We start from the raw sequence: 22,970 nt of genomic DNA, 5'->3' as shown, positions 1-22,970 counted from the left end.
TATCCGCTGCTTCTTGACCGGCTTTTTGGTCAAGAAGATGAGCCGTCTGAACTGTTACGAATATACAGTTAAAAAAGGAGAATGACAGAATGAAAAAAGCAGAAATTATCATTGATAAGTATTTCCTGACAGGCAGTGTTGATAAGAGAATATATGGTTCCTTCATCGAACATCTGGGACGTGCCGTTTACGGTGGTATCTATCAGGAAGGGCTTGCCTCCTCCGACGAACAGGGCTTCAGGAAAGATACACTGGAACTGGTAAAAGAGCTGGAGGTGCCGATTGTGCGCTATCCGGGCGGCAATTTCGTATCGGGCTTTCACTGGGAAGACAGCGTGGGACCGAAAGCGCTAAGACCTGCGAGAACCGATCTGGCATGGAGAGTGATTGAGACAAATCAGTTCGGACTGAATGAATTCGCAGACTGGTCCAAGAAGGCCGGGAGTGAGATGATGATGGCAGTCAACCTCGGAACGAGAGGTCCGGAGGACGCGAAAAATCTGCTGGAATACTGTAATTTTGAGGGCGGCACCTATTACAGTGATTTGAGAAAATCTCACGGCTACGCAAAACCTCATGATATCAAGCTGTGGTGCCTGGGCAACGAGATGGACGGAAAATGGCAGATGGGTCATAAGACAGCGGGAGAGTACGGAAGAATCGCTTCAGAGACGGCCCGTATGATGAAGTGGCTCGATCCGGAGATTGAGACAGTGGCCTGCGGCAGTTCCGGCCTGACCATGCCTACGTTTGGAGACTGGGAGTACCAGGTTTTAGACGAATGCTATGACGAAGTGGACTATTTATCCCTGCATCAGTATTACGGTAACCGCAGTGACGACACGGCAGATTTTCTTGCCTGCTCCAAGGGTATGGATGATTTTATCTCAGGAGTCGTATCAATCTGTGACGCGGTAAAGGCTAAAAAACACGGCGGAAAGAACATCAATTTATCCTTTGACGAGTGGAACGTGTGGTATCACAGCAACGAGCAGGATAAGGAAATCAAGGCGTGGGATCAGGCGCCTCACCAGCTGGAGGATGTCTATAATTTTGAAGACGCGCTTCTGGTAGGAAGCATGCTGATCACCATGCTGAGACATGCGGACAGAGTGAAGGTCGCCTGCCTGGCCCAGCTGGTCAATGTAATCGCACCGATCATGACATCGGATACAGGAGCCTGGCGTCAGACTATATTCTATCCATACATGCACGCCAGCGTCTATGGGAAAGGCACCGTACTGATGACTCAGATCAAGGCCCCGGTATATGAGAGCCGGACATATGGTACCGTATCTACCCTGGACTGTGTATGCATCTGGGATGAAGAGGCGGAGGCCGTAACGATTTTCGCGGTTAATAAAGATCTGGAGGACGATGCAGAAGTTTCCTGTGATTTCCGTCAGTTTGAAGGGTATCAGGTGGAGGAGCATATCGTTCTGACCCATGACGACATGAAGGCAGTCAACACAGAAGCAGCGCCGGATACGGTGAGTCCGATCCATTCAGAGGCTTCTAAACTGGAGAACGGTATTTTCTCTACTGTTTTCGGCAAGCACAGCTGGAACGTAGTACGACTGGTAAAGAAGCATGAAACAGTGAAATAATGTAACAGAATTATGAAATAATAAGATATAACAGCACGAACAGAAGGAGCCGGAAACTATTTGCCGGTTCCTTTCTGCATGCATGGAAGAGAAAAACAAGGGTGAAAGTCGAGAGAAGTGAGTCGAAAAAATTATGGAATGTGCACAAATAAAAAATACTTTTTTGTAGAAAAATCATATTGTGTACAATTTCTCTTTTTGTTATTATAAGTCCAGGAACTTTGAAAACGCTTTCAAAAATGAATGCAAAACGTGACAGCATTGAGGTAAAACATGACAGCATCGATTTACGACGTAGCAAAGCGGGCGGGAGTTTCGATCTCAACCGTTTCCAGGATTTTGAATAACAGCGCCAATGTAAGTGATAAGAAGGTACAGGCCGTAAAAGAGGCGATGGAATATTACCAGTATGAACCGAATCAGTTCGGGAGAGGACTGGTGAAGCAGAGGTCCAATATGATAGGAGTCTATACTCCATTTCACTCCGGATCGGTGTTTGAATCCTCCTACACTCTGGAATTGTTAAAAGGAATCGAGAGGGTTCTGACAAGACATAATTACAGTATGGTATTGATCAGTGAGTCGGAGGAATATTCGAACCGGGTGAAGGGGAGTCCGCGTTTCATGGAGTATGTCAGGCAGAGAAGGATTGACGGTCTTCTCTTAAGCGGACTAAACGGCAAATCCATGGATGAAGAGGCACTGAAACAAATCCTGGATGAAGAGTATCCTGTGGTATACATAGGGAAAAAGTTTCACAAGAAGGGAATTAATGTTTATGCCCAGTACGAAAGCTATATGCATCAGATGATTGAAACTCTGTATGCAGACGGGCACCGGAAGATCGTCCTCTATTTTTACACGACTCATGAGAATTATCTGGCTGGTATTGTAAAGAAGGCAGAAGAAGAACTGGAAGAACTGGAACTGATTCCGATCGCACTCTCACATATAACGGATATCCGGCCGGACCTTATTGCAGATTTCAGAAAGTATGTAATAGGCGGCGGCTGTACCGCTATCTGTTCGCCGGGCATTGAGACGACCCAGATTATATTGAGTGTATGCGGAGAACTGCGGCTTTCTGTGCCGGAGACAGTGTCGATCCTGTCCGTTGAACATAAGAGTGGCGAAGGGCGGCGGTTGTTTCCCCAGATTTCAGCGTTCTTTGTACCTGCGAAGGATATGGGCAGCGGAGCGGCAGAGCTGCTGCTGGACATGATAGAAGACTGCCCGCTGGAGGAGACCTCCAGGGAATATGAGACCAAGTTTTTTGACAGAGAATCAATAAGGCAGCTTTAAAGAGCAGCCTTTTGATCGCTCTTTTTTGAAAGCGTTTTCTGAAAGCGTTTTCAAAACTATGATGGATGTACAGCGCGCCACAAAGGTATTTGGTTATGCGGCATGACGGGTGCTCGCACCAATTCGCAAGGCGAATTGAAAATCTTCATCAAAAAGAGAGCGGATAAAAGAGTACAGCAGTTACAGAAAAATAAGATAAGACAGGAGGAGTATCATGAAGGCAATTATGGTGATGTATGATTCCCTGAGACGCGATTTACTGGAATCATACGGTTGTGACTGGACGAAGACGCCGAATTTCAAAAGGCTGGCGGATTTAAGCGTTCAATTTGAAAATTGTTATGTGGGAAGCATGCCATGTATGCCGGCGAGAAGGGAACTGCACACGGGCAGAATCAATTTTTTCCACAGAAGCTGGGGGCCGATGGAGCCGTTCGACGACTCGATGCCGGAGATTCTGAAAAAGGGAGGTGTCTACACCCATCTCGTCAGCGACCATCAGCACTACTGGGAGGATGGGGGCTGTACCTACCACAACCGGTATTCATCCTGGGAGATTTCCAGGGGGCAGGAGGGCGATCTGTGGAAAGCGGATTTGTCATACCGCTATGACCGCGGCACCGTATTTAAGAACAAGGAGGTCATGCTGAGTTATCCGCCTTACAGACGAATGATGGCTCAGGACGCGGTCAACCGCAGCTATATGGATACGGAAGAGAAGACCTCCCAGGCGGTTACATTTCACCAGGGGCTGGAATTCATCGAGAAGAACCACGGGGAGGACAACTGGTTCCTGCAGATCGAGACCTTCGATCCCCATGAACCGTTCTATTCACTGAAGGAGGACAAAGCGCTCTATCCCCATACCTTTCTGGGAGATGCGGCAGAGGAAGCCGACTGGCCGCCTTACGCGGCAGTGGCGGAAGATGAGAATACGGTTCAGCACGTTCGTTACGAATACGCGGCGCTGCTTTCCAAGTGCGACCGGTACCTGGGAAAGGTTCTGGATATGATGGACCAATACCGCCTGTGGGACGATACCATGCTTATCGTCAATACGGATCACGGCTTTCTGCTGGGAGAGCACGGATGGTGGGGAAAGACCAGCATGCCGATCTACGAAGAGATTTCCCATACACCACTGTATATTTACGATCCCCGCAGAAAGGAGTGCGCCGGAATCCGCAGAAATGCGATTGTTCAGACCATCGATCTGGCGCCGACGCTGTTAGAATTTTTCGGAATGGAGATACCGGAGGACATGGAAGGAAAGCCGCTTGCCGGCGTAATGGATTCGGATGAACCTATCCGGAAATATGCGGTATTTGGATACCATGGAAGTCAGGTGGATGTGACAGACGGCCGGTATGTGTACATGCATGCGGCGGAGCATCCCGAGATTCCTGCCTGTGAGTACACGCTGATGCCTACCCATATGCGGTATATGTTCCGCCCGGAGGAACTGACGGGGATGGAACTGGCGGAGCCATTTTCCTTCACGAAGGGCTGCAGGGTAATGAAGATCGAGAGTAAGGACCATATGGGAGACACGACGTCATTCGGTTCTCTGCTGTTCGACTTAAAAGAGGATCCGGATCAGGAACATTCCCTGGAGGACGAGGCCGTGCGCGCACAGATGAAGGCTTATATCCGGGAATATATGGAGAAAAATGACGCTCCGAAAGAGCTCTTTTGCCGTCTGGGTTTCGAGGAAGAGAGGCCGGTATGAAAAAACGCCCGAACATAGTGATTATCAATCCGGATCAGATGCGGGCGGATTCCATGTTCCATCTGGGAAATCCGGCGGCGGTTACGCCAAATCTGGATGAATTGGCAAAAGAGGGGGTATCCTTCGCACATGCATTCTGCCAGAATCCGGTGTGCACCCCCTCGCGGTGCAGCTTTATGAGCGGCTGGTATCCCCATGTCGCAGGACACCGTACCATGAATCACATGATGCATGAGCATGAGCCGGTACTATTAAAGCGTCTGAAGGAGCACGGGTACCATGTCTGGATGAACCAGCGAAATGACTTGCTGCCGGCACAGAATCCAGAGTATTATAAAAGCTATTGTGATACTTATTTTACTGTCGGAAATGATCGGAAGCCGGATGCACTGCCCAGGGAGTCATTCCGGGGAGAACCGGGAGGAAAGAATTTCTATTCCTTTTACCGGGGCAGGCTGCCTGAGCATAAAGACCTGGATCAGGTCTGGACGGAGGGCGCGGCGGAATTTATCCGGGACTATGAGGAGGAACGGCCATTCTGCATCTTTCTGCCCCTGATGCTTCCCCATCCGACCTATCAGATCAGCGAGCCGTATTTCAGCCGTATTGACCGGAAGAAGCTGCCGGAACGGATTCTGCCTCCGGAGGGATATAGGGGAAAATCCAGAATGCAGAGAGAACTGGCGGTACTGCAGAATATGAAGGACTGGAGCGAAGAGGAGTACGATGAGCTGCGGGCGGTTTACTTAGGCATGTGCAGCAAGGTGGATGACTTGACGGGTCAGATCGTCTGTGCATTGAAGGAAAAAGGCATCTACGATGATACTGCCGTCTTCTTTTTCAGTGATCACGGAGATTATACCGGAGATTACGGTCTGGTGGAGAAGGTTCAGAACTGTTTTGAGGACTGCCTGACCAATGTCCCGTTTCTTGTGAAGCTGCCCGCTGCGATGCAGAAACGCCATGGCGTCAGGCAGGAAATGACGGAGCTGGTTGATTTCTACGCAACTGCGGAGGCGGTGGCAGAGCTGCCCCCCGAGCATACACATTTTGGAAAATCCCTGATTCCTTATATGGAACAGCGGGAAGAGGCGCTTCGCCAGGCGGTGTTCTGTGAGGGCGGTTTCCGAAAGGGAGAAGAGCATTGCAAGGAGACCGGGGGCCAGGCTGTACCGGATCCAAGCGGCCAGTACTATCCGAGACAGTTTTTACAAGCCTCCGATGAGATGTACAACGGAAAAGCCACGATGTGCCGTACAGGGGATTACAAATATATCAGAAGACTCTATGAGGAAGATGAGTTCTACGATTTGAGGCTGGACCCGAAGGAAACCCAAAACCGCATCGGATGCCCTGAATATGCGTCTATAATCGCGGAGATGAAGGAAAAGCTTCTGGAATTTTATCAGGATACGTGTGACGTCGTCCCATTTCAAAAAGACACCAGAATGGAAAAGGACTTTACACGAAACATTTGTTTATAAAGGAGAAGAAACGTATGGAAACAAAGTATGCAAAAGCAAAGTTTTTGGATGTGTTCAAATATTCATTTGGGGGACTGGGGTCAAACCTCGCATTCTTTCTTGTAATGTCTTATCTTACATTCTTTTATACCGATATCTTCGGAATCAGCTCCATGGTGGTATCCGGCCTCATGCTGATATCCAGATTTATCGATGCGTTTACCGATCCGATTATGGGAATGATGGGCGACCACACCCGCTCGAAAATGGGAAAATACAGGCCATGGATTATCTGGGGAGCTCCGGTCCTTGGATTCCTCATCTTCCTTCTTTTCACCGCGCCGGACTTATCACCGAATATGAAAGTGGTCTACGTCTATGTGGTCTACATCGCATATTCACTGGCCTCAACCGTAGTAAATATCCCGTATCATTCCCTGACGCCGGTTATGTCTCAGGATCCGTATCAGAGAACGGTTATCGTTTCATGGAAGCAGGGCATGGGAACCGTATCCCAGTTTATTATCACCATCATGGCACTTCCGCTGGTAGAAGCATTTGGCGGCGGAAAACAGGGCTGGGCCATCTATGGAGCGCTCATTGGTATTTTGACGACTGCCGCATTCTGGATCTGCGCATGGGGCGGAAAGAAGTACGATGTCTGTGATATGGAAAAAGAACGCGTTCCGATGAACATGGCAAAAGACTTAAAGCTGCTGGTGAAAAATAAACCCATGCTGATGCTCATGATCGCTTTCGGTACGGACGTACTGGCCAACGCGACCTACAGCGCCGTAAATATGTATTACTTTAAGTATGTGTTAAACCGGGTAGATCTGGTTCCCAAGGTTGCCTCCGCCATTCTGTTTGCCGGGATCATTCTCCTTCCGCTGCTTCCTGCACTCTCCAAAGTGTTTGGGAAAAAACGCCTGTACTGGTTCGGAAGCCTGTTCTCGATTGTACCGCTGGTGGTCATGTGGCTGAAGCCTACGGCATCGGTTACGATTCTTATGAGCATGATGGCTGTATTCGGATTCATTTCCCGTATTCCAAGCAACCTTGGATGGGCGATGCTTCCGGAGTGCTCTGATTACGGCGAGTGGAAATTCGGTCAGAGAGCAGATGGCCTGATGTCCTCCTCCCTGACATTTATCAACAAGTTCGGCATGGCGATCGGCGGATTTATCGCCAGCTTCTTCCTGGGACTGGTCGGCTTTGTGGCAAACCAGGAGCAGTCTCCGCAGGTATTAAATATGATCGTGTTCCTGCGTTTCGGAATGCCGGTACTCGGTTATATAGCCTCCCTGATTTCCATGGCATTCTATGAGATTACCAATGAGAAATACTCCCAGATCCGCACGGAACTGGACGAGAGAAAGAAGGGGTGAAAACTATGACAAATGGAATCAAAGATCATATAAAAGCTCTGGTAAAATCCATGACTCTGGAAGAAAAGGCGCTTCTGTGCTCCGGAAAGAATTTCTGGATTGAGAGAGGGTAACTGAACTGCTTCTCCCCGGCGGTCCTGCTTCCCGTTCCGTCCCGCCGGGGAGACTGGAACACTTCCCCCAATTACCGGGCGTGGCTTAAGTTTACTCTTGTACTTACGGTAAGAAACCATTATAATATTTATCAGTGTGTTTATGAAAATGGCCGCCGGCATGATTGCCGGTACGAAAGAGGGAGGGTGCTTATGCCGCCAATCAGTGTACTGATTAAACCATCGTCAGGAAATTGCAACCTGCGGTGTGAATACTGTTTTTATTATGATACGATGTCCAAACGGGAACAGGGGGCCTACGGGTTTATGTCGGTTGAGACATTAGAGGAGGTGATCCGCCAGGTTCTGGCTTATTCGGAGGGAAGCTGCACGATCGCGTATCAGGGAGGCGAGCCGACGCTCAGCGGGCTTCCGTTCTTTGAAAAATCCATCGAATTTCAGGAAAAATACAATGTCAATAACGTGAAGATTTTCAATGCAATCCAGACGAATGGTTCGCTTTTGGATAAGCAGTGGGCGGAATTCTTTGTGAGAAATCATTTCCTTGTGGGCGTATCTCTGGATGGAGGACCGAAGCAGCATGATTATTACCGGAAAACTCCCGCTGGAAAAGGCAGTTTTACCCGGATCATGGAAAATATTGAAATGCTTAAGAAGACTGGAGTGGACTTCAACATACTTTCCGTGGTGCATGCGAGAACCGCGCCTCATATTAAAAAAACGTATGAGTTCTACCGGAAAAACCAGTTAAATTACCTGCAGTTTATCGCCTGTCTCGATCCGCTCATGGAAGAACCGGGTGGCCGGGATTATTCGCTGACACCGGAGGCGTACGGAATGTTTCTGATCGATTTGTTCGAGCTGTGGTTCCGTGATCTGAAGGAGGGAAAACAGCCGTATATCCGGCAGTTTGAGAATTATATCGCGATTCTGCTGGGCCAGATGCCGGAATCCTGTGACATGCGCGGGACCTGCGGAATGCAGTACGTGGTAGAGGCGGATGGAACCGTGTATCCATGCGATTTCTATGTGCTGGACGAGTACCGTCTGGGAAATTTCCGGACGGATACGGTGGAGATGATAGATAAGAAGCGGGAAGAGATAAAATTTATCGAGAAATCCCTTCAGAAGGAGGAGGCGTGTGCAGACTGCCGATACGCAATGCTCTGCCGCGGCGGCTGCCGGAGAACCAGACAGGAGGATCACGGGAATCATCAGTACTTCTGTCAGTCGTATAAGATGTTCTTTGATGCCTGTCTGCCAAGTCTTGTGGAGATCGCAGAGAGGATTGGACGCGGATAAAGAATACAGAGGATTTAAATCAGAAGCCCCGTATTTTCAGATGATGAAAATACGGGGCTTTTTGGTGCAGAGGTTTCTTTTTTCAGATGGATCTGATATAATAGACCTAATCATTTTCTGAACGGGACATTCGGACCGTACAGTCTGATCATCACGGTATGCTGTATGCAAGACGTGCAGTCCGCCGTTGTCTGGCATTTCGCCATTTATTTCAACCAATCATATCTGAATAAGGAGAAAAAGCGTATGAGGAACACAAAGCAACCATCAAATTGCATGGGCGGGCTTGTGCTGTCCGAAAAAGAGGCATTAGGAATTTTAGAACAGTCGCCTGCTTATGGACAGTATTTATCACTGACAGAGGATATGCAGAGAGAACTCCTCGACTTTGTCAAAGGAACGAGAGGGCTTAAGATAACGTACGACCCGTTTTTTAAGCACATATTTGATACGGTGATTCACGGGGAGAGGCTGTCGCGGCTTTTAACTGTAATAATCGGTCAGAAAGTAACGGTAAAACAGGTTTTGCCGTCACAGTCCAAACGACTGGCGGCGGAAGCGTCGCTGATCATTATGGATATTGTTGTGGAGCTGGAATCGGGAGCGTTGGCTAATGTGGAAATCCAGAAGGTTGGCTACCATTTTCCGGGACAACGAAGTGCCTGTTACTCCTCAGATCTGATCATCCGGCAATATGACCGGCAGAAGAGTCTGAAGAAGAAAAAGTTTTCCTACCGTGATCTTCAGAAGGTCTATACCATCGTGCTGGTAGAGCACAGTTCCAGAGAGTTCCATCAGATTCCTGACCAGTATATTCACCGTTCCAGCCAGAAATTTGACACCGGACTGGAGTTGGAATTACTGCAGGAGTATATCTTTATAGCACTTGACATTTTTCAGGAAATCACTCACAATATAGATAAAGAGTTGGATGCCTGGCTGTATTTTTTGAGTTCAGACAAACCGGAAGATATGATCCGGGTGACAGAGGCGTATCCGGCTTTTCGGGAACTATACAGGGAGATCGCAGAGTTTCAGAGAAAACCGGAGGAGTTGATAGCGATGTATAATGAGACGCTGGCATTATATGATAAGAACACGGTGGAACTGATGATTGAAGAGCAGCAGGAAGAGATCAGGAGGCTGGAAGAGGAGGCGCAGAAGAGGGAAGAAGAACTGAGAGCAAAAGACGATGAGTTGGAACTTCTTCGGCGGGAACTTGCTAAACGGACGGAGAATACGTAAGTACGATTCATTTTGGGATTAATCCAGATAGAAAAAAGCAGGGTAGAATGACCGGCAGAATCATCACAAGCCGGTAATCCTATCCTGCTTTTCATTATGAGGCCCGTAACGGAGACCCGGGTGCGGGGACTGGCAAAGCCTGAAACAGGGCAACGCTGTACTAATCCCGGGAGGCATACAGCGGATTGGCCTGCCGCACCATGCCGCGGCAGGTGTACTGAAGCTCATCAAAAGCGGCGGCGACGCTGTCGGGAATGTCGACGTGCGCAATATAATTTTTGCCCAGGGGTCCGTATCCCTCCGGACCATCGGTGAGACGCGGGATTTCCCCCATGAGGAGCGTGAGATAACGGTCGATGTCCCACATGCCGAAGATTTCTGTATCATAGGCAGGCTTCCCGTCCTTCATGATGACGTTTGCCTGGTAGACGGCATAATTTATGATGATGACGTCATCCGAGACGTACTTGCGCAGTCCGGCTTCCATACGGTGCTGCATGGTGGCATCCTGTGCCAGGATGATGGAGCGGAAGGAAATCTGATTTTCCCGCAGCAGATCCAGAAGATACGTAATATTGTTGCCGCAGTTGGTGGAGCAGCATTCCAGAAGATCGGCCTCCAGCCCATAACGTGCCTTCAGATAGGAAGCAAAGACCCTGGCTTCCGGCAGTCCTGCCGTCTCAATATCAGGGAATTCCTGATGGACCCGGATTCGCAGCGCTTCCGTGGTATGGCCGGCTCCGCCTGCAATGACGTACTTTTTCGCGGCATGGTTCTGTATCGCCTGGGCCAGCACATCGCCGCCGCACAGAATGCTGCCGCCAAACAGCACCATAACGTCTGCCTGATCGATTCCGTAAGTCTTCTTTAATTCTTCCGGAGACAGTTGGGAAACGTCTCTTTTTCCGCAAAATCCTCCTAAAATGTTAATGTATTCCACGATTCGTTCGTTCATAGACATCCTCCGTATGTGTACTTACAGGTTCATTATAAAACAGAAAGACAGCGTTGTGAACTACGGTAAAGCCAAAAACTGCTGAAATTTTATTCTGGTCATGGTATACTGGATACAACAGGACCGGTTACCGCCCTGATTTTTTTCGCTCACAATGCGAAGGATGCTTATAGGAAAAAATAATTTGTTGTAACGGAGGTAGGAATCCATGAAATCATTTCTGTTAATCGGACAGTCAAACATGGCAGGGCGCGGCTTCGTTCATGATGTGCCCTCAATCTATAATGAAAGAATCGAGATGCTGCGCAACGGAAGATGGCAGATGATGACTGAGCCGATAAACTATGACCGGCCGGTTGCAGGCGTAAGCTCCATCGATGAATGGGAGACGGAGGGAGTACTGTTCCGCCACGCGGTCAGCGAAGCAAAATTTGCGGTGGAGAACAGTGAACTGGCGGGAATCCATATCAATGCCGTTTCACAGAGAAAGTTTGGCTTGCGGTACTTTGAGGCTTATAGTGAGCGGAAGCATATCGAACAGCCGCTGGCTGAGGAAGACAGGCTCGTGGACCGGTGTCACAACCGGGATAATACAACGGCGGAAAAGAGATATCTGGCACTTGAAGGGTTTATTTCGGGGAAAATATCATACGAAGAGTTTAAGAAGGTTTTCGCCATTCCATTTTCCCGCTATGTCTGATAAAATATCAATGTACACGAATTGCGTCTGAGTCCGAAGAAAAAGGCAGGTGATCCCTTTGAAATACAGAAAATTATTTGTCCGCACCGCGGCAGGCCTTCTGTGCTTGTCCCTGTTTTCTGCGGCTTGTTCCGGCCGCTTTCCCGTGCAGGCGGAGGAGGAGCAAAGTGCGCTTTACGCCTACAATGCCTATCAGAAACGCCTTGACGGTGTGAAGAGAGAGGCGGATATCGCCGCAAGCGGTTTCGATATTATTGAGAACCAGGTATTTACCATGACGGTAAAAGCATTTGGGGATGTCTCCATGATTCCTGCCATTGACAGGACGTATCGCCGCCTCGTCCTGTTTTTTGCAGATGAAAACGGAAACACGGTCTATCAGACGGATCAGCTGGAGACAAACAATCAGGTCAGAGGGGAGCTTAATCAGCTCAATCAGGGGATTTCCGCCGTCTCTTTTCAGGATTTAAACGGAGACGGAAAGACAGACATTCTGCTGATCACTTCCTGTGAAAAGGAAGACTCCGCCGCAGGCAGGGCATATAAGGTTGGAGATGTGCTGTTTCAGAATGAAACTGGTTTTTACCGCGACTGGCGCCTCTCCGACAAGATTAACCGGTTTGGAATGAACAAGAGTATCCGGTTTATCGCCTCTTTCTTAGAGGATGGATATTCAACGGAATTCCTGTATACAGCCGCTACGCTGGATGAATTAAAGGAACATGGATTCAAGGTGGTATCCGAGCAGAGTTACTGGCGCAAGTTCGAGAAGCTGGGGAACTTACTGGTGGTTCCGGGAACGTACCGGATGGCGGAATATACCGTATTTATGGTCTATCTCGTCAATGAGCAGGGCTACATCGTATGGAGCTTCCAGCCTATGGGCGACTATGAAAATCTGTATGCGCTGAAGGGCGTCGCCTGCCGAGACATTGACGGCGACGGGATGAAGGATCTGGCGGTTCTGGCGCGGTACAGCTATGAGGGAAAAGATGGTGAGACGATCCTGGAAAATGATTATTCCATCTATTACCAGAAGACGGGCGGATTCTATCCGGAAACAGAATTTAAGAAACAGTACCAGAGTAAAGACGACAGCACGATGGAGGAACTGGTGGAAAAGGCCAGGGCTTATTGGGGGTGGCGACAGGAATCATGATAAAAATACTGATAGTGGACGACGAGAAACCGATTTGCGATCTGATCGATTTGAACCTGTCGGAGGCCGGATACCACTGCACGGCGGTTCAGGATGGGGCGGAGGCGCTCAGAATCATAGAAAATGAGAAATTTGACCTCATTTTACTGGATATCATGCTGCCGGGGATTGACGGCTTCGACATCATGGAATACATACGCCCCATGGAGATACCCGTTATTTTCATTACCGCAAAATATGAGGTGAGAGACCGGGTGAAGGGGCTTAAGCTGGGGGCCGATGATTATCTGGTGAAGCCCTTTGATGTGGTCGAGCTGGTGGCCAGAGTGGAAGCGGTTCTGCGCAGATACAATAAGACGGAGAGGCGTCTGTCTGCGGGCGACGTGGTGGTCGATGTGGAGGCGAGGACCGTTATGAAGGGCGGAATGCCGGTGGAGCTGACCAATAAGGAATTTTTGCTCCTGGTCCTCTTTTTGCGGAACCGGAATGTGGCGCTGTTTCGGGAAACGCTGTACGAGAAGGTGTGGGAGGGCGAATACTCCGGCGACAGCCGTACGCTGGATTTGCATGTACAGCGTCTGCGGAAGAAGCTTAACTGGGAAAACGGCGAATTTCCACGGCTGGTGGCCGTATATAAGGTGGGGTACCGGCTTGAGGTAGGGCGATGAAATTTTCACTGAAACTGCTTTTATGGACCATGATTGTCATGGCGGCTGCATTTGGATTCAGCGGGTTTTATTTCGTTAATTACGTGTTTGAACGTGCCCTGGACCGGGAAGCCGGGCAGGCGCTTGATGAGAGCAGCATTCTGAAGTTTGCATTTGAGACGGCCGCGCTCAATGTCCCGGCCAAATATGATGTGCTGCAGGAAGACACAACGCGTCAGATCGCCTCCAACTTAGAGGCAGGCGGGCAGGACACGGGACGTATGCTGCGGATTTCCGATGATCAGAAACAGGTGCTTTACGCAGCCGACGGCTTCACGGCCGATGACGGGCTGCTTCTCGCACTTGACGAAAATACGAAGACCTACCGGGTGATCCGGCTGGACGACAGCTATTATATTCAGACGGCCGCCCGGGTGGAGGCGCTGGATAAGAGGCTTTATTTAGAGACAATGAGAGACGTCACCGAGGTGTTTCATGACCGGGCTACGGGCTTTGTGGTTTACCGGAGGGTGACAGTTGTTATTCTGCTTCTGGGAACGGTTCTCATGCATTTCATTTCTTCCTGGCTGACAAGGCCGATCCGGCTGCTGACGCGGGCCACAAAACGGATGGCGGCGGGCGACTACGACTATCGCGCCAGGCTCGTAAGCGACGACGAGCTGGGGCAGCTGACGGCGGACTTCAACCGTATGGCCAACGCGCTGGAAGATAATATCATCAAGCTGGAAGAAGAGATCCGGGCGAGGGAAGATTTCGTGGGTGCCTTTGCCCATGAGCTTAAGACGCCGCTCACCGCGATCATTGGTTATGCGGATATGCTGCGGTCTCACCGGCTGGATGAGGAGAAGAGTTTTATGTGCGCCAATTACATTTACACGGAAGGACGGCGTCTGGAGACGATGTCGCTTCGGCTGTTAGACATCATTGTGACGAAACGCCAGGAGATCGAGCTTCAGATGGTCTCTGCGGAATCGCTGTTTTTCTACCTGTATGATATGTACGCGGCGAAGAAAAATATGGATTTTCATTTTACATACGATGAAGGGATGATCCGGTGTGACGCAAGCCTGATAAAATCCGTGCTCATCAATCTTCTGGACAACGCCTGCAAGGCCTCAGAGCCAGGCAGCCGCATCGATGTGGATGGGTATGCCGTTTCGGAGGGGTACCGCTTCTCCGTTAAGGATCACGGTGTCGGGATTCCGGAGGAGGAAGTTTACAAGATAACGAAGGCATTTTACATGGTGGATAAATCCCGTTCCAGGAGCAGAAACGGAGCCGGCCTGGGACTGGCTCTCTGTGAGGAGATACTGCTTCTTCATCACAGCAGGCTGGAAATCGAGAGCGAGCCGGGAAAAGGCTCCTGCTTCAGCTTTGTCCTTCCGTGGGAAGACGGCGCTCCTGCCGCCTGGCGGAGTGACGGTGAAGGAGGTGGTGAAGTATGAAAAAAACAGCTGTAAATTTCTTGCTGCTTCTGTTTGCCGCCCTGGTTATGGCTCTGGCCATCTGGGGGCCGGAAGCCATATCCGGATACCGCGACAAATCGGTTTTGAATGAGATCCACGTAAAAGATGGGGAGGGAGAAGGCGAGGGATACCGATACTCCTTAAGCCGCAGTGATAAGCTGTTTATCCTGGCGGAGGCTTTAAACAGCCAGACGCTTCCCGAGAGCGAACCGTATGCCGGGGAGAGGCAGGAGGCTTCCGGTGAAGCCTATGGAGAGGCGGCGGGAACGTATGCGTTTATCGTCAATCACAGAGGACCGTCCGACCGTGAGATCAAAGAGGAGGAGCTGTTTCGGGTCGTAAACGAGGGCCTTGAAACGCTGAAAGAACTGGGAATTCTTCCTGATTCCGTGAGAGAAGCCGATCGCTCCGCCTACGACGCTGTCCTCTATTCTGCAATCGACGTGCTGGAGCCTCGGAATAACGTGGCAGTGTGGAAGGTCAGCCTTTCCAACATTCAGAAAAACAACGACCGGGGAAACCGCCTGATCGATGCCTATATCGACGCGGACGATGGAAAACTATATGAGTTTTATGTCCGGACGGAACGCACCTGGGCTGACATGGATCCGGATGAGATCGCCGGGAAGTGGAGCGGATATTTGGGACTGGAAGCTCCGCAGCCCTATGAGGGAAACAATCCGCTGATGGAAATGACGCCGTATTTTAAGAAGTACGTGTTTCCCGGAACCGGAAAAGGAAATACGACTGCGACGGTCGGTTATTACGACGGTATCCAGGAATTATTTGTAAAAATATCGAGATGATGCAACTATGATGCAAAAATGATGGTCTTTTGATGCAGCTCCTGTGTAATCTGGAATCAATGAATATTGAGACGGATGACACAGGAGCTTTTGTGCAGCAGAAAGGGACATTTTAATGTGCCGCTGCCTGCGGCAGGTGTTTGACTGCATAAAGCCCTCCGGATCGGTTTCGCAGGGCGTGCAGACGGCAGAAATGATTTTTCAAACATGCCCTGGCAAGGGAGGAGCTGTACAATGAGATACGAACGAGAAACCCGTTACAGGAAAAACGGGAGAAATACGAGAAGAAGATGGCTGGAGGATTGTGCTGCGGCAGCGGCTGGCGGAATTGCAGCAGTGTTTCTGTTTACGGCAATGGAGACGATGGGGATGTTTCCGGGAGGCAATGCGGCGGTAAGCCCGGCGGCGGCTGAGGCGCAGGCGGCGACCGGGAGCCAGGCGGCAGCGGTGAATCCGGCAGTAACTGAGAGCCAGGCGGCAGCCACGAATCCGGCAGCATTACAGACTCTGCCGGCGTCGGGAATCAGAAAATTGGCAGAGTACCAGTTGGAGGCAGCAGGCAAGCATGATAGAAGCGGCACATGGCAGGAAACTGGCTTACAGAGCCGGACGGAGAAACAAACAGTTTTCCAAACCACAGAAAGTGACCCGGAACATCCGCTTATTATAGTAGATCCGGGCCACGGAGGGACCGATGAGGGATGTTATGCAGACGGGGTACTGGAAAAGGACATCAATCTGGAAATTGCAAAGAAGCTTCGGGAGGAGCTGGTAGAATCGGGCTACAGGGTGATTCTGACCCGGGAAACCGATACCTATATGACGAAGGAGCAGCGGGCGGAGGCGGCGAACCGCTATAGCGCCGATGCCTTTGTGAGCATTCATCAGAATACATATGAAGAGGAAGTGCCAACCGGAATCGAGACATGGTACGACGGAACGGACCCCTCCCGTGACAGCAGACGGCTGGCTCTCCTGATTCATGAAGAAGCGGTGAAGCGTACTGGAGCCAAGGAGAGGGAACTGCGCGGTGACGCGGATTTTGTGGTAACAGGCTGGACGAAGATGCCTGCGTGCCTGATCGAGACCGGCTTCCTGTCCAGCCCGGAGGAACGCGGAAAGCTTACCCAGGCGGAATATCAGGAGAAGCTGGCGGAGGGAATCGCGGGAGGGATCGACGCCTTCTTCCACCCAAAAACCATGTATTTAACCTTTGATGACGGGCCTTCTGCGGAAAATACCGCCGCCGTTCTGGATGTGCTGAAAGCCCGGAACATAAAGGCGACATTTTTCCTGGTAGGCGAAAACGTGAGGAAAAATCCGGAGGTGGCAAAGCGGATCGCTGCAGAAGGCCACACCATTGGAATCCACTGCAACCGCCATGATTACGAGCAGATTTATCAAAGCACAGCCAGCTATCTTGAAGATTTCAACGAGGCCTACAAAACTGTGCTTGAAGTAACCGGAGTGAGAGTAACGCTCTTTCGTTTTCCGGGCGGAAGCATTAATGCATACAATAAAACGGTATATCAGGATATTATCAAAGAGATGACAGCCAGAGGCTTCATTTATTTCGACTGGAATGCCAGCCTGGAGGATGCATTAAAGAAATCCGAGCCGGAAGAACTGATAGCGAACGCCCGGGAGACGACGATGGGAAGAAAACATGTGGTGATGCTGGCTCATGACATTGTTCACAGCACAGCACTCTGTTTGAACGATCTGATCGACCAGTTTCCGGAATACCGGATGGAACCCCTGACACCGGAGGTGACTCCGGTACAGTTTCACCCATAATGGTGTTTGAAATCCACTGCATTCTGTTAAATACCGCCGCCCATGCAGCCATCATGAGCGGCGGTATTTTTGCGTCCGCTTGTTACAATTCACTCCCTGCCCGGCCGGACACTTTCCGGAATCGGATTGCACTTTTTGCCTTGACAGGTTATAATCATTCTGGAAATATACGGTATTGATAAAAAGAAAAAGAAATCAGGAGAAAATTAAAATGGCCAAAATTAGGACAATGACGGAGGGGCATCCGCTGAAGCTTATTTTCGCATTTTCACTGCCTCTGATGTTTGGCAATGTATTTCAGCAGTTTTATACCGTGGTGGACACCATGGTGGTTGGTCAGGCGCTGGGCGTCGGCGCGTTAGCTGCGCTCGGGGCCGCGGACTGGCTGAACTGGATGGTGTTGGGGATGATTCAGGGCATATCCCAGGGATTTGCCATACTGATGGCTTACGAATTCGGGGCTGGAGATTACAGAAAGCTTCGGCAGGTAATCGCAAATTCGGCGATTCTGGCCTGTCTTGGATCCGTGGTCATGTTAGCTCTCATGCAGGCGGCTGCGCGGCCGGTCCTGCTGCTTTTGAATACGCCGGATGAAATCATCGGGCGGAGTCTTTTGTATTTAAGGATCATGTTCTGGGGAATTCCCATTGTGATGGCATATAATGTTCTGGCCTCTATCCTTCGGGCCATGGGAGACGGGAAAACACCGCTCCACGCTATGGTGGTGGCCTCCGCGGTCAACATTGGCCTGGACCTGCTGTTTGTACTCGTCTTTCACTGGGGGATTGGCGGAGCGGCCGCGGCCACGCTGATCGCGCAGGCCTGCTCCAGTTTATACTGTTTAAAGAGCCTGTTAAAGGTATCGATTCTTTCATTTGAAAAGAAGGATTTTCACCTGGAACCGTATCTTTGCAGAAAGCTGATGACCCTGGGAATTCCCATGGCATTCCAGAATGGAATCATCGCTGTGGGCGGTATGATTGTGCAGTCGGTAGTCAATGGATTCGGAGTTCTCTTCATTGCTGGATTTACGGCGACCAACAAGCTGTATGGACTGCTGGAGATCGCCGCGACCTCCTATGGCTATGCCATGACTACTTATGTGGGCCAGAATCTGGGCGCCGGAAAGATCAGGCGTATCAGGCAGGGGATGAAATCAGGGCTTCTTTTAGCCATGCTCACCTCGGCTGTGATCGCGGCCGTGATGCTGGTCTTCGGGCAGGCGATTCTCGGATGCTTCATTACGGGAACACCGGAAGAGGCGGCCAGGACTATGGAAATCGCCTACCATTATCTGGCGATCATGAGCGTCTGTCTCCCTATCCTTTACCTGCTTCACGTGGTTCGCTCATCCATCCAGGGGATGGGAGATACGGTTCTGCCCATGCTGTCCGGCGTGGTGGAATTTTTAATGAGAACGGGAGCCGCGCTGCTTCTTCCGCGGGCCTTCGGGCAGGAGGGCATTTTTTATGCAGAGATCCTGGCCTGGATCGGCGCGGATGTGGTGCTGGTCGTCAGCTATTTTGTGAGAATAAAAGGATTGAAAGGCGGAGACGAGTCTGGTGATTGAAAAGAGAGAAGATCATAAGGAGCCATGCTGCTGTTTTGCCCCGATGGAGGGGATTACAGGCTATGTATACCGGAGCGCCCACCATGCGCTGTTTCCCCATGTGGACCGGTATTTTACTCCATTTTTACAGCCGAACCAGAACCACCGCTTCGCTTCGAGAGAGCGAAATGATGTGCTTCCGGAACATAACAAAGGAATTACCCTGATTCCTCAGATTCTTACAAACCGTGCGGAGGACTTTATCTGGATGGCGGGCGAGCTTGAGGCGCTGGGGTATGACGAGGTGAATTTGAATCTGGGATGTCCGTCCGGAACGGTGGTTACGAAATATAAGGGAGCCGGTTTTCTGGCGAAAAAGGAAGAGCTGGATGCGTTTCTTGATGAGGTATGTGCGGGTATCCATATCCGTCTTTCCGTAAAAACAAGGCTGGGAATGGCATCGCCGGATGAATTTGAGGAACTCCTTGAAATTTACAATAAATATCCCTTAAAAGAATTGATAATCCATCCGCGGGTGAGAAGTGATTTCTATAAGAATACGCCTGACCGCGCCGCATTTCAAAAGGCTCTGAAAGCCAGCAGAAATGAGGTATGGTACAATGGAGACATCTTCACTCCCGGGGACTGGGAGGAGTTCCACGCCGGATTTCCGGAGGTGGACTGCATCATGCTGGGCCGGGGCCTGATCGCAAATCCCGGACTGGCCGGTGAGATCAAGGGATTCGGATTCCCGGACAAAGGCCGGATTAAGGAATTTCACGATATGATTTACCAGGGCTACCGGGAAACCATATCCGGCGACCGGAACGTCCTGTTTAAGATGAAGGAACTCTGGTTTTACCTGCTGTTTCTGTTTCCGGGATCGGAAAAATACGGAAAGAAGATTCGTAAGGCGGAGCGGGCCGCGGAGTATGAAGCTGCCGTCGCCTCGCTGTTCCGGGATCTGGATATTCAAGAGGGACGCGGATACGGAGCAGAACGTTAAAGAGCAGGTGTCAGGGGGCATCATCGGCGGATAACAGAAGAAGACAGAGGGGAGTAAACTCATGAAGGCAAAAAGATTATTAAGGAAGCTGTATCTGGCGCTTATGATTGCGGCGGTATCGAATCTTCCGCTGCTTGTGTACGGCTTATTTACCGGACGCCTCATGGAAGGGACGATTCGGCCGCAGCCCGCAGCGGCAGTTGTTGGGGCCATTCTCTTAAGCATTTGCTGGCTCTATTTTAATATAAGACCGTACCATGACAAGAACCATGCAAAGCTGCATCTCGTTATCATGCGCGGCGGGCGGACTCTTGGATTTGCGGCGATTTACGGAATCCTGGTACAGTGCCTGATTGCATTTGTCCTATATCCCCGTCTGCTCCGCGGCAGCGCAGAGGCAGCGGAATGGCCGATGGGAGTCCTGATCGGCAATATGGTATTTGCGGCAGCGGCCCTTCTGGTTCTTCTGTGGAATGGAATTCTGAGGATGTATCTTACGTCGGCGCGTCTCCGCGTGAGAATGCGGCTCCTGATGCTGCTGGCCATGTGGATTCCGATTGTCAATCTGGCTGTGCTGCTCCACGCTATGAGACTGGTGCGGGCGGAGTATGATTTTGCCTGCTACAAGGAGTCCGTCCGGTCGACCCGCGTGGAGTCTGATCTCTGCCGGACGAAGTATCCGCTCATCATGGTGCACGGAGTCGGCTTCCGCGACCTGCGTTATTTTAACTACTGGGGAAGAATTCCCCGGGAACTGTCTCGTTTAGGGGCTACTGTCTATTATGGCAATCAGGAGGCGCTGGGGACCATCACCTATAACGCAGAGGACATTCGAAAGAAGATCCTGGAGGTGGTGAAGGAGACGGGCTGTGAAAAGGTCAACATTATTGCACACTCTAAGGGTGGTCTGGATGCGCGCTACGCCATCAGCAAGCTGGGGATGGCTCCATATACGGCATCACTTACCATGGTCAGCACCCCGCATCACGGATGCCGGTTTGTCGACTATGCAGTCCGCTTACCGGAAGGCTTATACCGTCTGGTTGCCAAGTGCTTTGACCGGACATTTTCCCGATTTGGGGATAAGAACCCGGATTTCTATACCGCGACTCATCAGTTTTCCACAGCGTCCAGCAGGGCATTTAATGAAACGGTTCCCGATGCGTCCGGTGTTTACTATCAGAGCTATGCTTCGAAGATGCGCGACTGTTTCAGCGATCCGCTGCTGTGGATTCCCTACTGCCTTATAAAGCCTCTGGAAGGGGACAATGACGGCCTGGTGAGCACAGAGTCCGCCCGCTGGGGAGAGTTCCGTACCGTGTTTGCCAGCAGCAGCCACCGCGGGATATCCCACGGGGATATGATCGACTTGAAACGGGAAGATTATAAGGGCTTCGATGTGGTGGAATGCTACGTCCAGATTGTGTCAGAACTGGTAAAAAAAGGATTTTAGAATTAGAAGATCCAAAATCCGGAATCTTGGGCAGCACTCTTGACAGCGTTCCCGTTTCGTGCTAGTATAAGGATACCTCAAAAGAGGCACCAGTCCGGGGTAGTACTGGTTTCGACAGGGGTCATGCAGCTGGTGAAGCTATCCGCATGCGATGCGTTAAATGGCAAACTTAAATATAAACGCTAACAATAACGAATTAGCACTGGCAGCTTAATGCTGCTTGTCGGCCTTAGGGCACTCACACCTTAAGAATCCGGCATCGACGATGTGAGAAACGACTTATGCAAAGCTTTGAGCATATGGGCGTATGATGAAGCTACTGAACTCACCAGGGTGTCAGTTTTCGGGTGACAGAGGGAATGTAAAATAACTGACTATGATAGTAGAAGAACAGGGAATTGGTTTTTGGACACGGGTTCAAATCCCGTCTACTCCACTCAAAAGGCTCAGTATTTACTGGGCCTTTTCTTTTTTGTATGGGTATATCGTGTTACAATATGCTGCGGTTCACAGCTCCGGATAAGCGATGAACGGCTGATCCGGTGATTGACAGATCATAAAAAGGCTGATATTCTGAAAGCACGCGGCTGATACTCAGGATGACCGGACAGCATACGGAGGTGATTAATATGAAATTTATGGGATTTACCATAGAAAGCAGGGAAGAACAGAGAAAGCGGGAAGAGGAAGCCCTGCACCATTATTTCCGTTACGGTGCGAAGCACAGAAACAAGGTGGGAAGGCTCCTGGAAGAACTGATTCCGGGCGAGAAGCGGGAACACCTGATTATGTATTACCTGCAGATCAAAGACGCCATGGAAAAGGGCGGGACACAGGATTTTGATGAGGCAGTAAAACGGATTAATCCCAAAAGCAGGATTATTTCTGTCAATAAAACGGTCCATCAGTACTATAAAGCGGTCATGGAGGCAGATGCCGATATAAAAGAGGATCTGGAACTTCCGACTGCGGAGGAAATAAAGAAACGGGAAAGAGGAGCAGAGAATGGCGGATATTAAGTATGATATTGTAAAAGAGTTTGGCGTGCTGTCCGAGAATGCCAAGGGCTGGAGAAAAGAAGTGAATCTGATCAGCTGGAACGGCGGTGCCCCCAAGTATGACATCCGTGACTGGGCGCCGGATCACGAAAAGATGGGAAAGGGAACGACGCTGTCCGAAGAGGAGATGAAAAATCTGAAAGAGATTCTGGGAGAGCTTCTATAACAGAGGTGGTTTCAGAATGGACAGGTTTATGGTATAAT

The 22,970-nt window shown here is 50.3% G+C and carries 19 protein-coding genes and 1 other RNA gene; 19 read left to right on the top strand and 1 reads right to left on the bottom strand.

Going from position 1 to position 22,970, the window contains the following annotated elements:
* Positions 1–89 precede the first annotated feature (89 nt).
* The 7 genes from arfA (at position 90) to H8S75_RS09185 (ending at position 10,149) form a co-directional block, all read left to right on the top strand.
* Positions 90–1,607, top strand: coding sequence for an arabinosylfuranosidase ArfA (gene arfA / locus H8S75_RS09215; RefSeq protein ID WP_187020951.1), 1,518 nt, complete (start codon positions 90–92; stop codon positions 1,605–1,607).
* Between the two features lie 273 nt (positions 1,608–1,880).
* A complete protein-coding gene (locus H8S75_RS09210) occupies positions 1,881–2,909 on the top strand; it encodes a LacI family DNA-binding transcriptional regulator (protein WP_187020950.1) in 1,029 nt (342 codons plus the stop codon).
* 214 nt (positions 2,910–3,123) lie between these two features.
* Positions 3,124–4,638: a sulfatase gene (locus H8S75_RS09205; RefSeq protein WP_187020948.1), complete on the top strand. Its 1,515-nt coding sequence runs from the start codon at positions 3,124–3,126 to the stop codon at positions 4,636–4,638.
* Complete coding sequence (locus H8S75_RS09200; RefSeq protein WP_187020947.1) at positions 4,635–6,122, top strand: sulfatase family protein; 1,488 nt, start codon at positions 4,635–4,637, stop codon at positions 6,120–6,122. Before H8S75_RS09205 ends, H8S75_RS09200 begins: the two co-directional genes overlap by 4 nt.
* A gap of 14 nt (positions 6,123–6,136) precedes the next feature.
* Entirely contained in the window at positions 6,137–7,489 is a 1,353-nt protein-coding gene (locus H8S75_RS09195; RefSeq protein ID WP_187020945.1) for an MFS transporter, read from the top strand.
* A gap of 305 nt (positions 7,490–7,794) precedes the next feature.
* On the top strand, positions 7,795–8,904 hold the full coding sequence (locus H8S75_RS09190; protein WP_187020943.1) for an anaerobic sulfatase maturase: 1,110 nt from the start codon (positions 7,795–7,797) through the stop codon (positions 8,902–8,904).
* Between the two features lie 246 nt (positions 8,905–9,150).
* Entirely contained in the window at positions 9,151–10,149 is a 999-nt protein-coding gene (locus H8S75_RS09185; RefSeq protein ID WP_187020942.1) for a PD-(D/E)XK nuclease family transposase, read from the top strand.
* Between the two features lie 160 nt (positions 10,150–10,309).
* Here H8S75_RS09185 and H8S75_RS09180 read toward each other — a convergent pair whose 3' ends face one another.
* A complete protein-coding gene (locus H8S75_RS09180; protein WP_187020940.1) occupies positions 10,310–11,104 on the bottom strand; it encodes a YdcF family protein in 795 nt (264 codons plus the stop codon).
* A 208-nt stretch (positions 11,105–11,312) separates the two neighbouring features.
* Between H8S75_RS09180 and H8S75_RS09175 the strand changes: the two genes are divergently transcribed.
* The 12 genes from H8S75_RS09175 (at position 11,313) to H8S75_RS09120 (ending at position 22,932) form a co-directional block, all read left to right on the top strand.
* On the top strand, positions 11,313–11,804 hold the full coding sequence (locus H8S75_RS09175; RefSeq protein WP_187020938.1) for a sialate O-acetylesterase: 492 nt from the start codon (positions 11,313–11,315) through the stop codon (positions 11,802–11,804).
* Between the two features lie 49 nt (positions 11,805–11,853).
* Positions 11,854–12,963, top strand: coding sequence for an FG-GAP repeat domain-containing protein (locus H8S75_RS09170; protein ID WP_349768894.1), 1,110 nt, complete (start codon positions 11,854–11,856; stop codon positions 12,961–12,963).
* Positions 12,960–13,631 (top strand): response regulator transcription factor, encoded by a 672-nt coding sequence (locus tag H8S75_RS09165; RefSeq protein WP_002600171.1) that lies wholly within the window; start codon positions 12,960–12,962, stop codon positions 13,629–13,631. Before H8S75_RS09170 ends, H8S75_RS09165 begins: the two co-directional genes overlap by 4 nt.
* Complete coding sequence (locus H8S75_RS09160) at positions 13,628–15,076, top strand: sensor histidine kinase (protein WP_025529371.1); 1,449 nt, start codon at positions 13,628–13,630, stop codon at positions 15,074–15,076. The genes H8S75_RS09165 and H8S75_RS09160 overlap by 4 nt, the downstream gene beginning before the upstream one ends.
* The gene (locus tag H8S75_RS09155) at positions 15,073–15,903 is read left to right on the top strand and encodes a hypothetical protein (protein WP_187020935.1); all 831 of its coding nucleotides are present in this window, start codon (positions 15,073–15,075) and stop codon (positions 15,901–15,903) included. Before H8S75_RS09160 ends, H8S75_RS09155 begins: the two co-directional genes overlap by 4 nt.
* 234 nt (positions 15,904–16,137) lie before the next feature.
* On the top strand, positions 16,138–17,700 hold the full coding sequence (locus H8S75_RS09150; protein ID WP_187020934.1) for an N-acetylmuramoyl-L-alanine amidase: 1,563 nt from the start codon (positions 16,138–16,140) through the stop codon (positions 17,698–17,700).
* Between the two features lie 211 nt (positions 17,701–17,911).
* Positions 17,912–19,270, top strand: coding sequence for an MATE family efflux transporter (locus tag H8S75_RS09145; RefSeq protein WP_187020932.1), 1,359 nt, complete (start codon positions 17,912–17,914; stop codon positions 19,268–19,270).
* Positions 19,271–19,313: 43 nt separating this feature from the next.
* The gene (locus H8S75_RS09140) at positions 19,314–20,255 is read left to right on the top strand and encodes a tRNA dihydrouridine synthase (RefSeq protein ID WP_187021365.1); all 942 of its coding nucleotides are present in this window, start codon (positions 19,314–19,316) and stop codon (positions 20,253–20,255) included.
* 61 nt (positions 20,256–20,316) lie between these two features.
* Entirely contained in the window at positions 20,317–21,708 is a 1,392-nt protein-coding gene (locus H8S75_RS09135; RefSeq protein ID WP_187020931.1) for an esterase/lipase family protein, read from the top strand.
* Between the two features lie 96 nt (positions 21,709–21,804).
* Positions 21,805–22,147, top strand: a transfer-messenger RNA (tmRNA) gene (ssrA, locus tag H8S75_RS09130).
* Positions 22,148–22,337: 190 nt separating this feature from the next.
* On the top strand, positions 22,338–22,727 hold the full coding sequence (locus tag H8S75_RS09125) for a hypothetical protein (RefSeq protein WP_187020929.1): 390 nt from the start codon (positions 22,338–22,340) through the stop codon (positions 22,725–22,727).
* Positions 22,714–22,932, top strand: coding sequence for a YdbC family protein (locus tag H8S75_RS09120; RefSeq protein ID WP_055655111.1), 219 nt, complete (start codon positions 22,714–22,716; stop codon positions 22,930–22,932). Before H8S75_RS09125 ends, H8S75_RS09120 begins: the two co-directional genes overlap by 14 nt.
* The last annotated feature ends 38 nt before the right edge of the window (positions 22,933–22,970 follow it).

Source organism: Hungatella hominis (assembly GCF_014288005.1).
Lineage (GTDB): Bacteria > Bacillota > Clostridia > Lachnospirales > Lachnospiraceae > Hungatella > Hungatella effluvii.
Note: the sequence above shows the minus strand (reverse complement) of the source record. Positions and strands in the feature narration are given on the sequence as shown.

Excerpts from the sequence above, each read along its gene's own strand:
- H8S75_RS09195 (WP_187020945.1), top strand. The coding sequence starts at position 6,137 with ATGGAAACAAAGTATGCAAAAGCAAAGTTTTTGGATGTGTTCAAATAT.
- H8S75_RS09135 (WP_187020931.1), top strand. The coding sequence starts at position 20,317 with ATGAAGGCAAAAAGATTATTAAGGAAGCTGTATCTGGCGCTTATGATT.
- H8S75_RS09165 (WP_002600171.1), top strand. The coding sequence starts at position 12,960 with ATGATAAAAATACTGATAGTGGACGACGAGAAACCGATTTGCGATCTG.
- H8S75_RS09205 (WP_187020948.1), top strand. The coding sequence starts at position 3,124 with ATGAAGGCAATTATGGTGATGTATGATTCCCTGAGACGCGATTTACTG.
- H8S75_RS09120 (WP_055655111.1), top strand. The coding sequence starts at position 22,714 with ATGGCGGATATTAAGTATGATATTGTAAAAGAGTTTGGCGTGCTGTCC.
- H8S75_RS09140 (WP_187021365.1), top strand. The coding sequence starts at position 19,314 with ATGGAGGGGATTACAGGCTATGTATACCGGAGCGCCCACCATGCGCTG.
- H8S75_RS09160 (WP_025529371.1), top strand. The coding sequence starts at position 13,628 with ATGAAATTTTCACTGAAACTGCTTTTATGGACCATGATTGTCATGGCG.
- H8S75_RS09175 (WP_187020938.1), top strand. The coding sequence starts at position 11,313 with ATGAAATCATTTCTGTTAATCGGACAGTCAAACATGGCAGGGCGCGGC.
- H8S75_RS09150 (WP_187020934.1), top strand. The coding sequence starts at position 16,138 with ATGAGATACGAACGAGAAACCCGTTACAGGAAAAACGGGAGAAATACG.
- H8S75_RS09155 (WP_187020935.1), top strand. The coding sequence starts at position 15,073 with ATGAAAAAAACAGCTGTAAATTTCTTGCTGCTTCTGTTTGCCGCCCTG.
- H8S75_RS09190 (WP_187020943.1), top strand. The coding sequence starts at position 7,795 with ATGCCGCCAATCAGTGTACTGATTAAACCATCGTCAGGAAATTGCAAC.
- H8S75_RS09185 (WP_187020942.1), top strand. The coding sequence starts at position 9,151 with ATGAGGAACACAAAGCAACCATCAAATTGCATGGGCGGGCTTGTGCTG.
- H8S75_RS09210 (WP_187020950.1), top strand. The coding sequence starts at position 1,881 with ATGACAGCATCGATTTACGACGTAGCAAAGCGGGCGGGAGTTTCGATC.
- arfA (WP_187020951.1), top strand. The coding sequence starts at position 90 with ATGAAAAAAGCAGAAATTATCATTGATAAGTATTTCCTGACAGGCAGT.
- H8S75_RS09180 (WP_187020940.1), bottom strand. The coding sequence starts at position 11,104 with ATGAACGAACGAATCGTGGAATACATTAACATTTTAGGAGGATTTTGC.
- H8S75_RS09125 (WP_187020929.1), top strand. The coding sequence starts at position 22,338 with ATGAAATTTATGGGATTTACCATAGAAAGCAGGGAAGAACAGAGAAAG.
- H8S75_RS09145 (WP_187020932.1), top strand. The coding sequence starts at position 17,912 with ATGGCCAAAATTAGGACAATGACGGAGGGGCATCCGCTGAAGCTTATT.
- H8S75_RS09200 (WP_187020947.1), top strand. The coding sequence starts at position 4,635 with ATGAAAAAACGCCCGAACATAGTGATTATCAATCCGGATCAGATGCGG.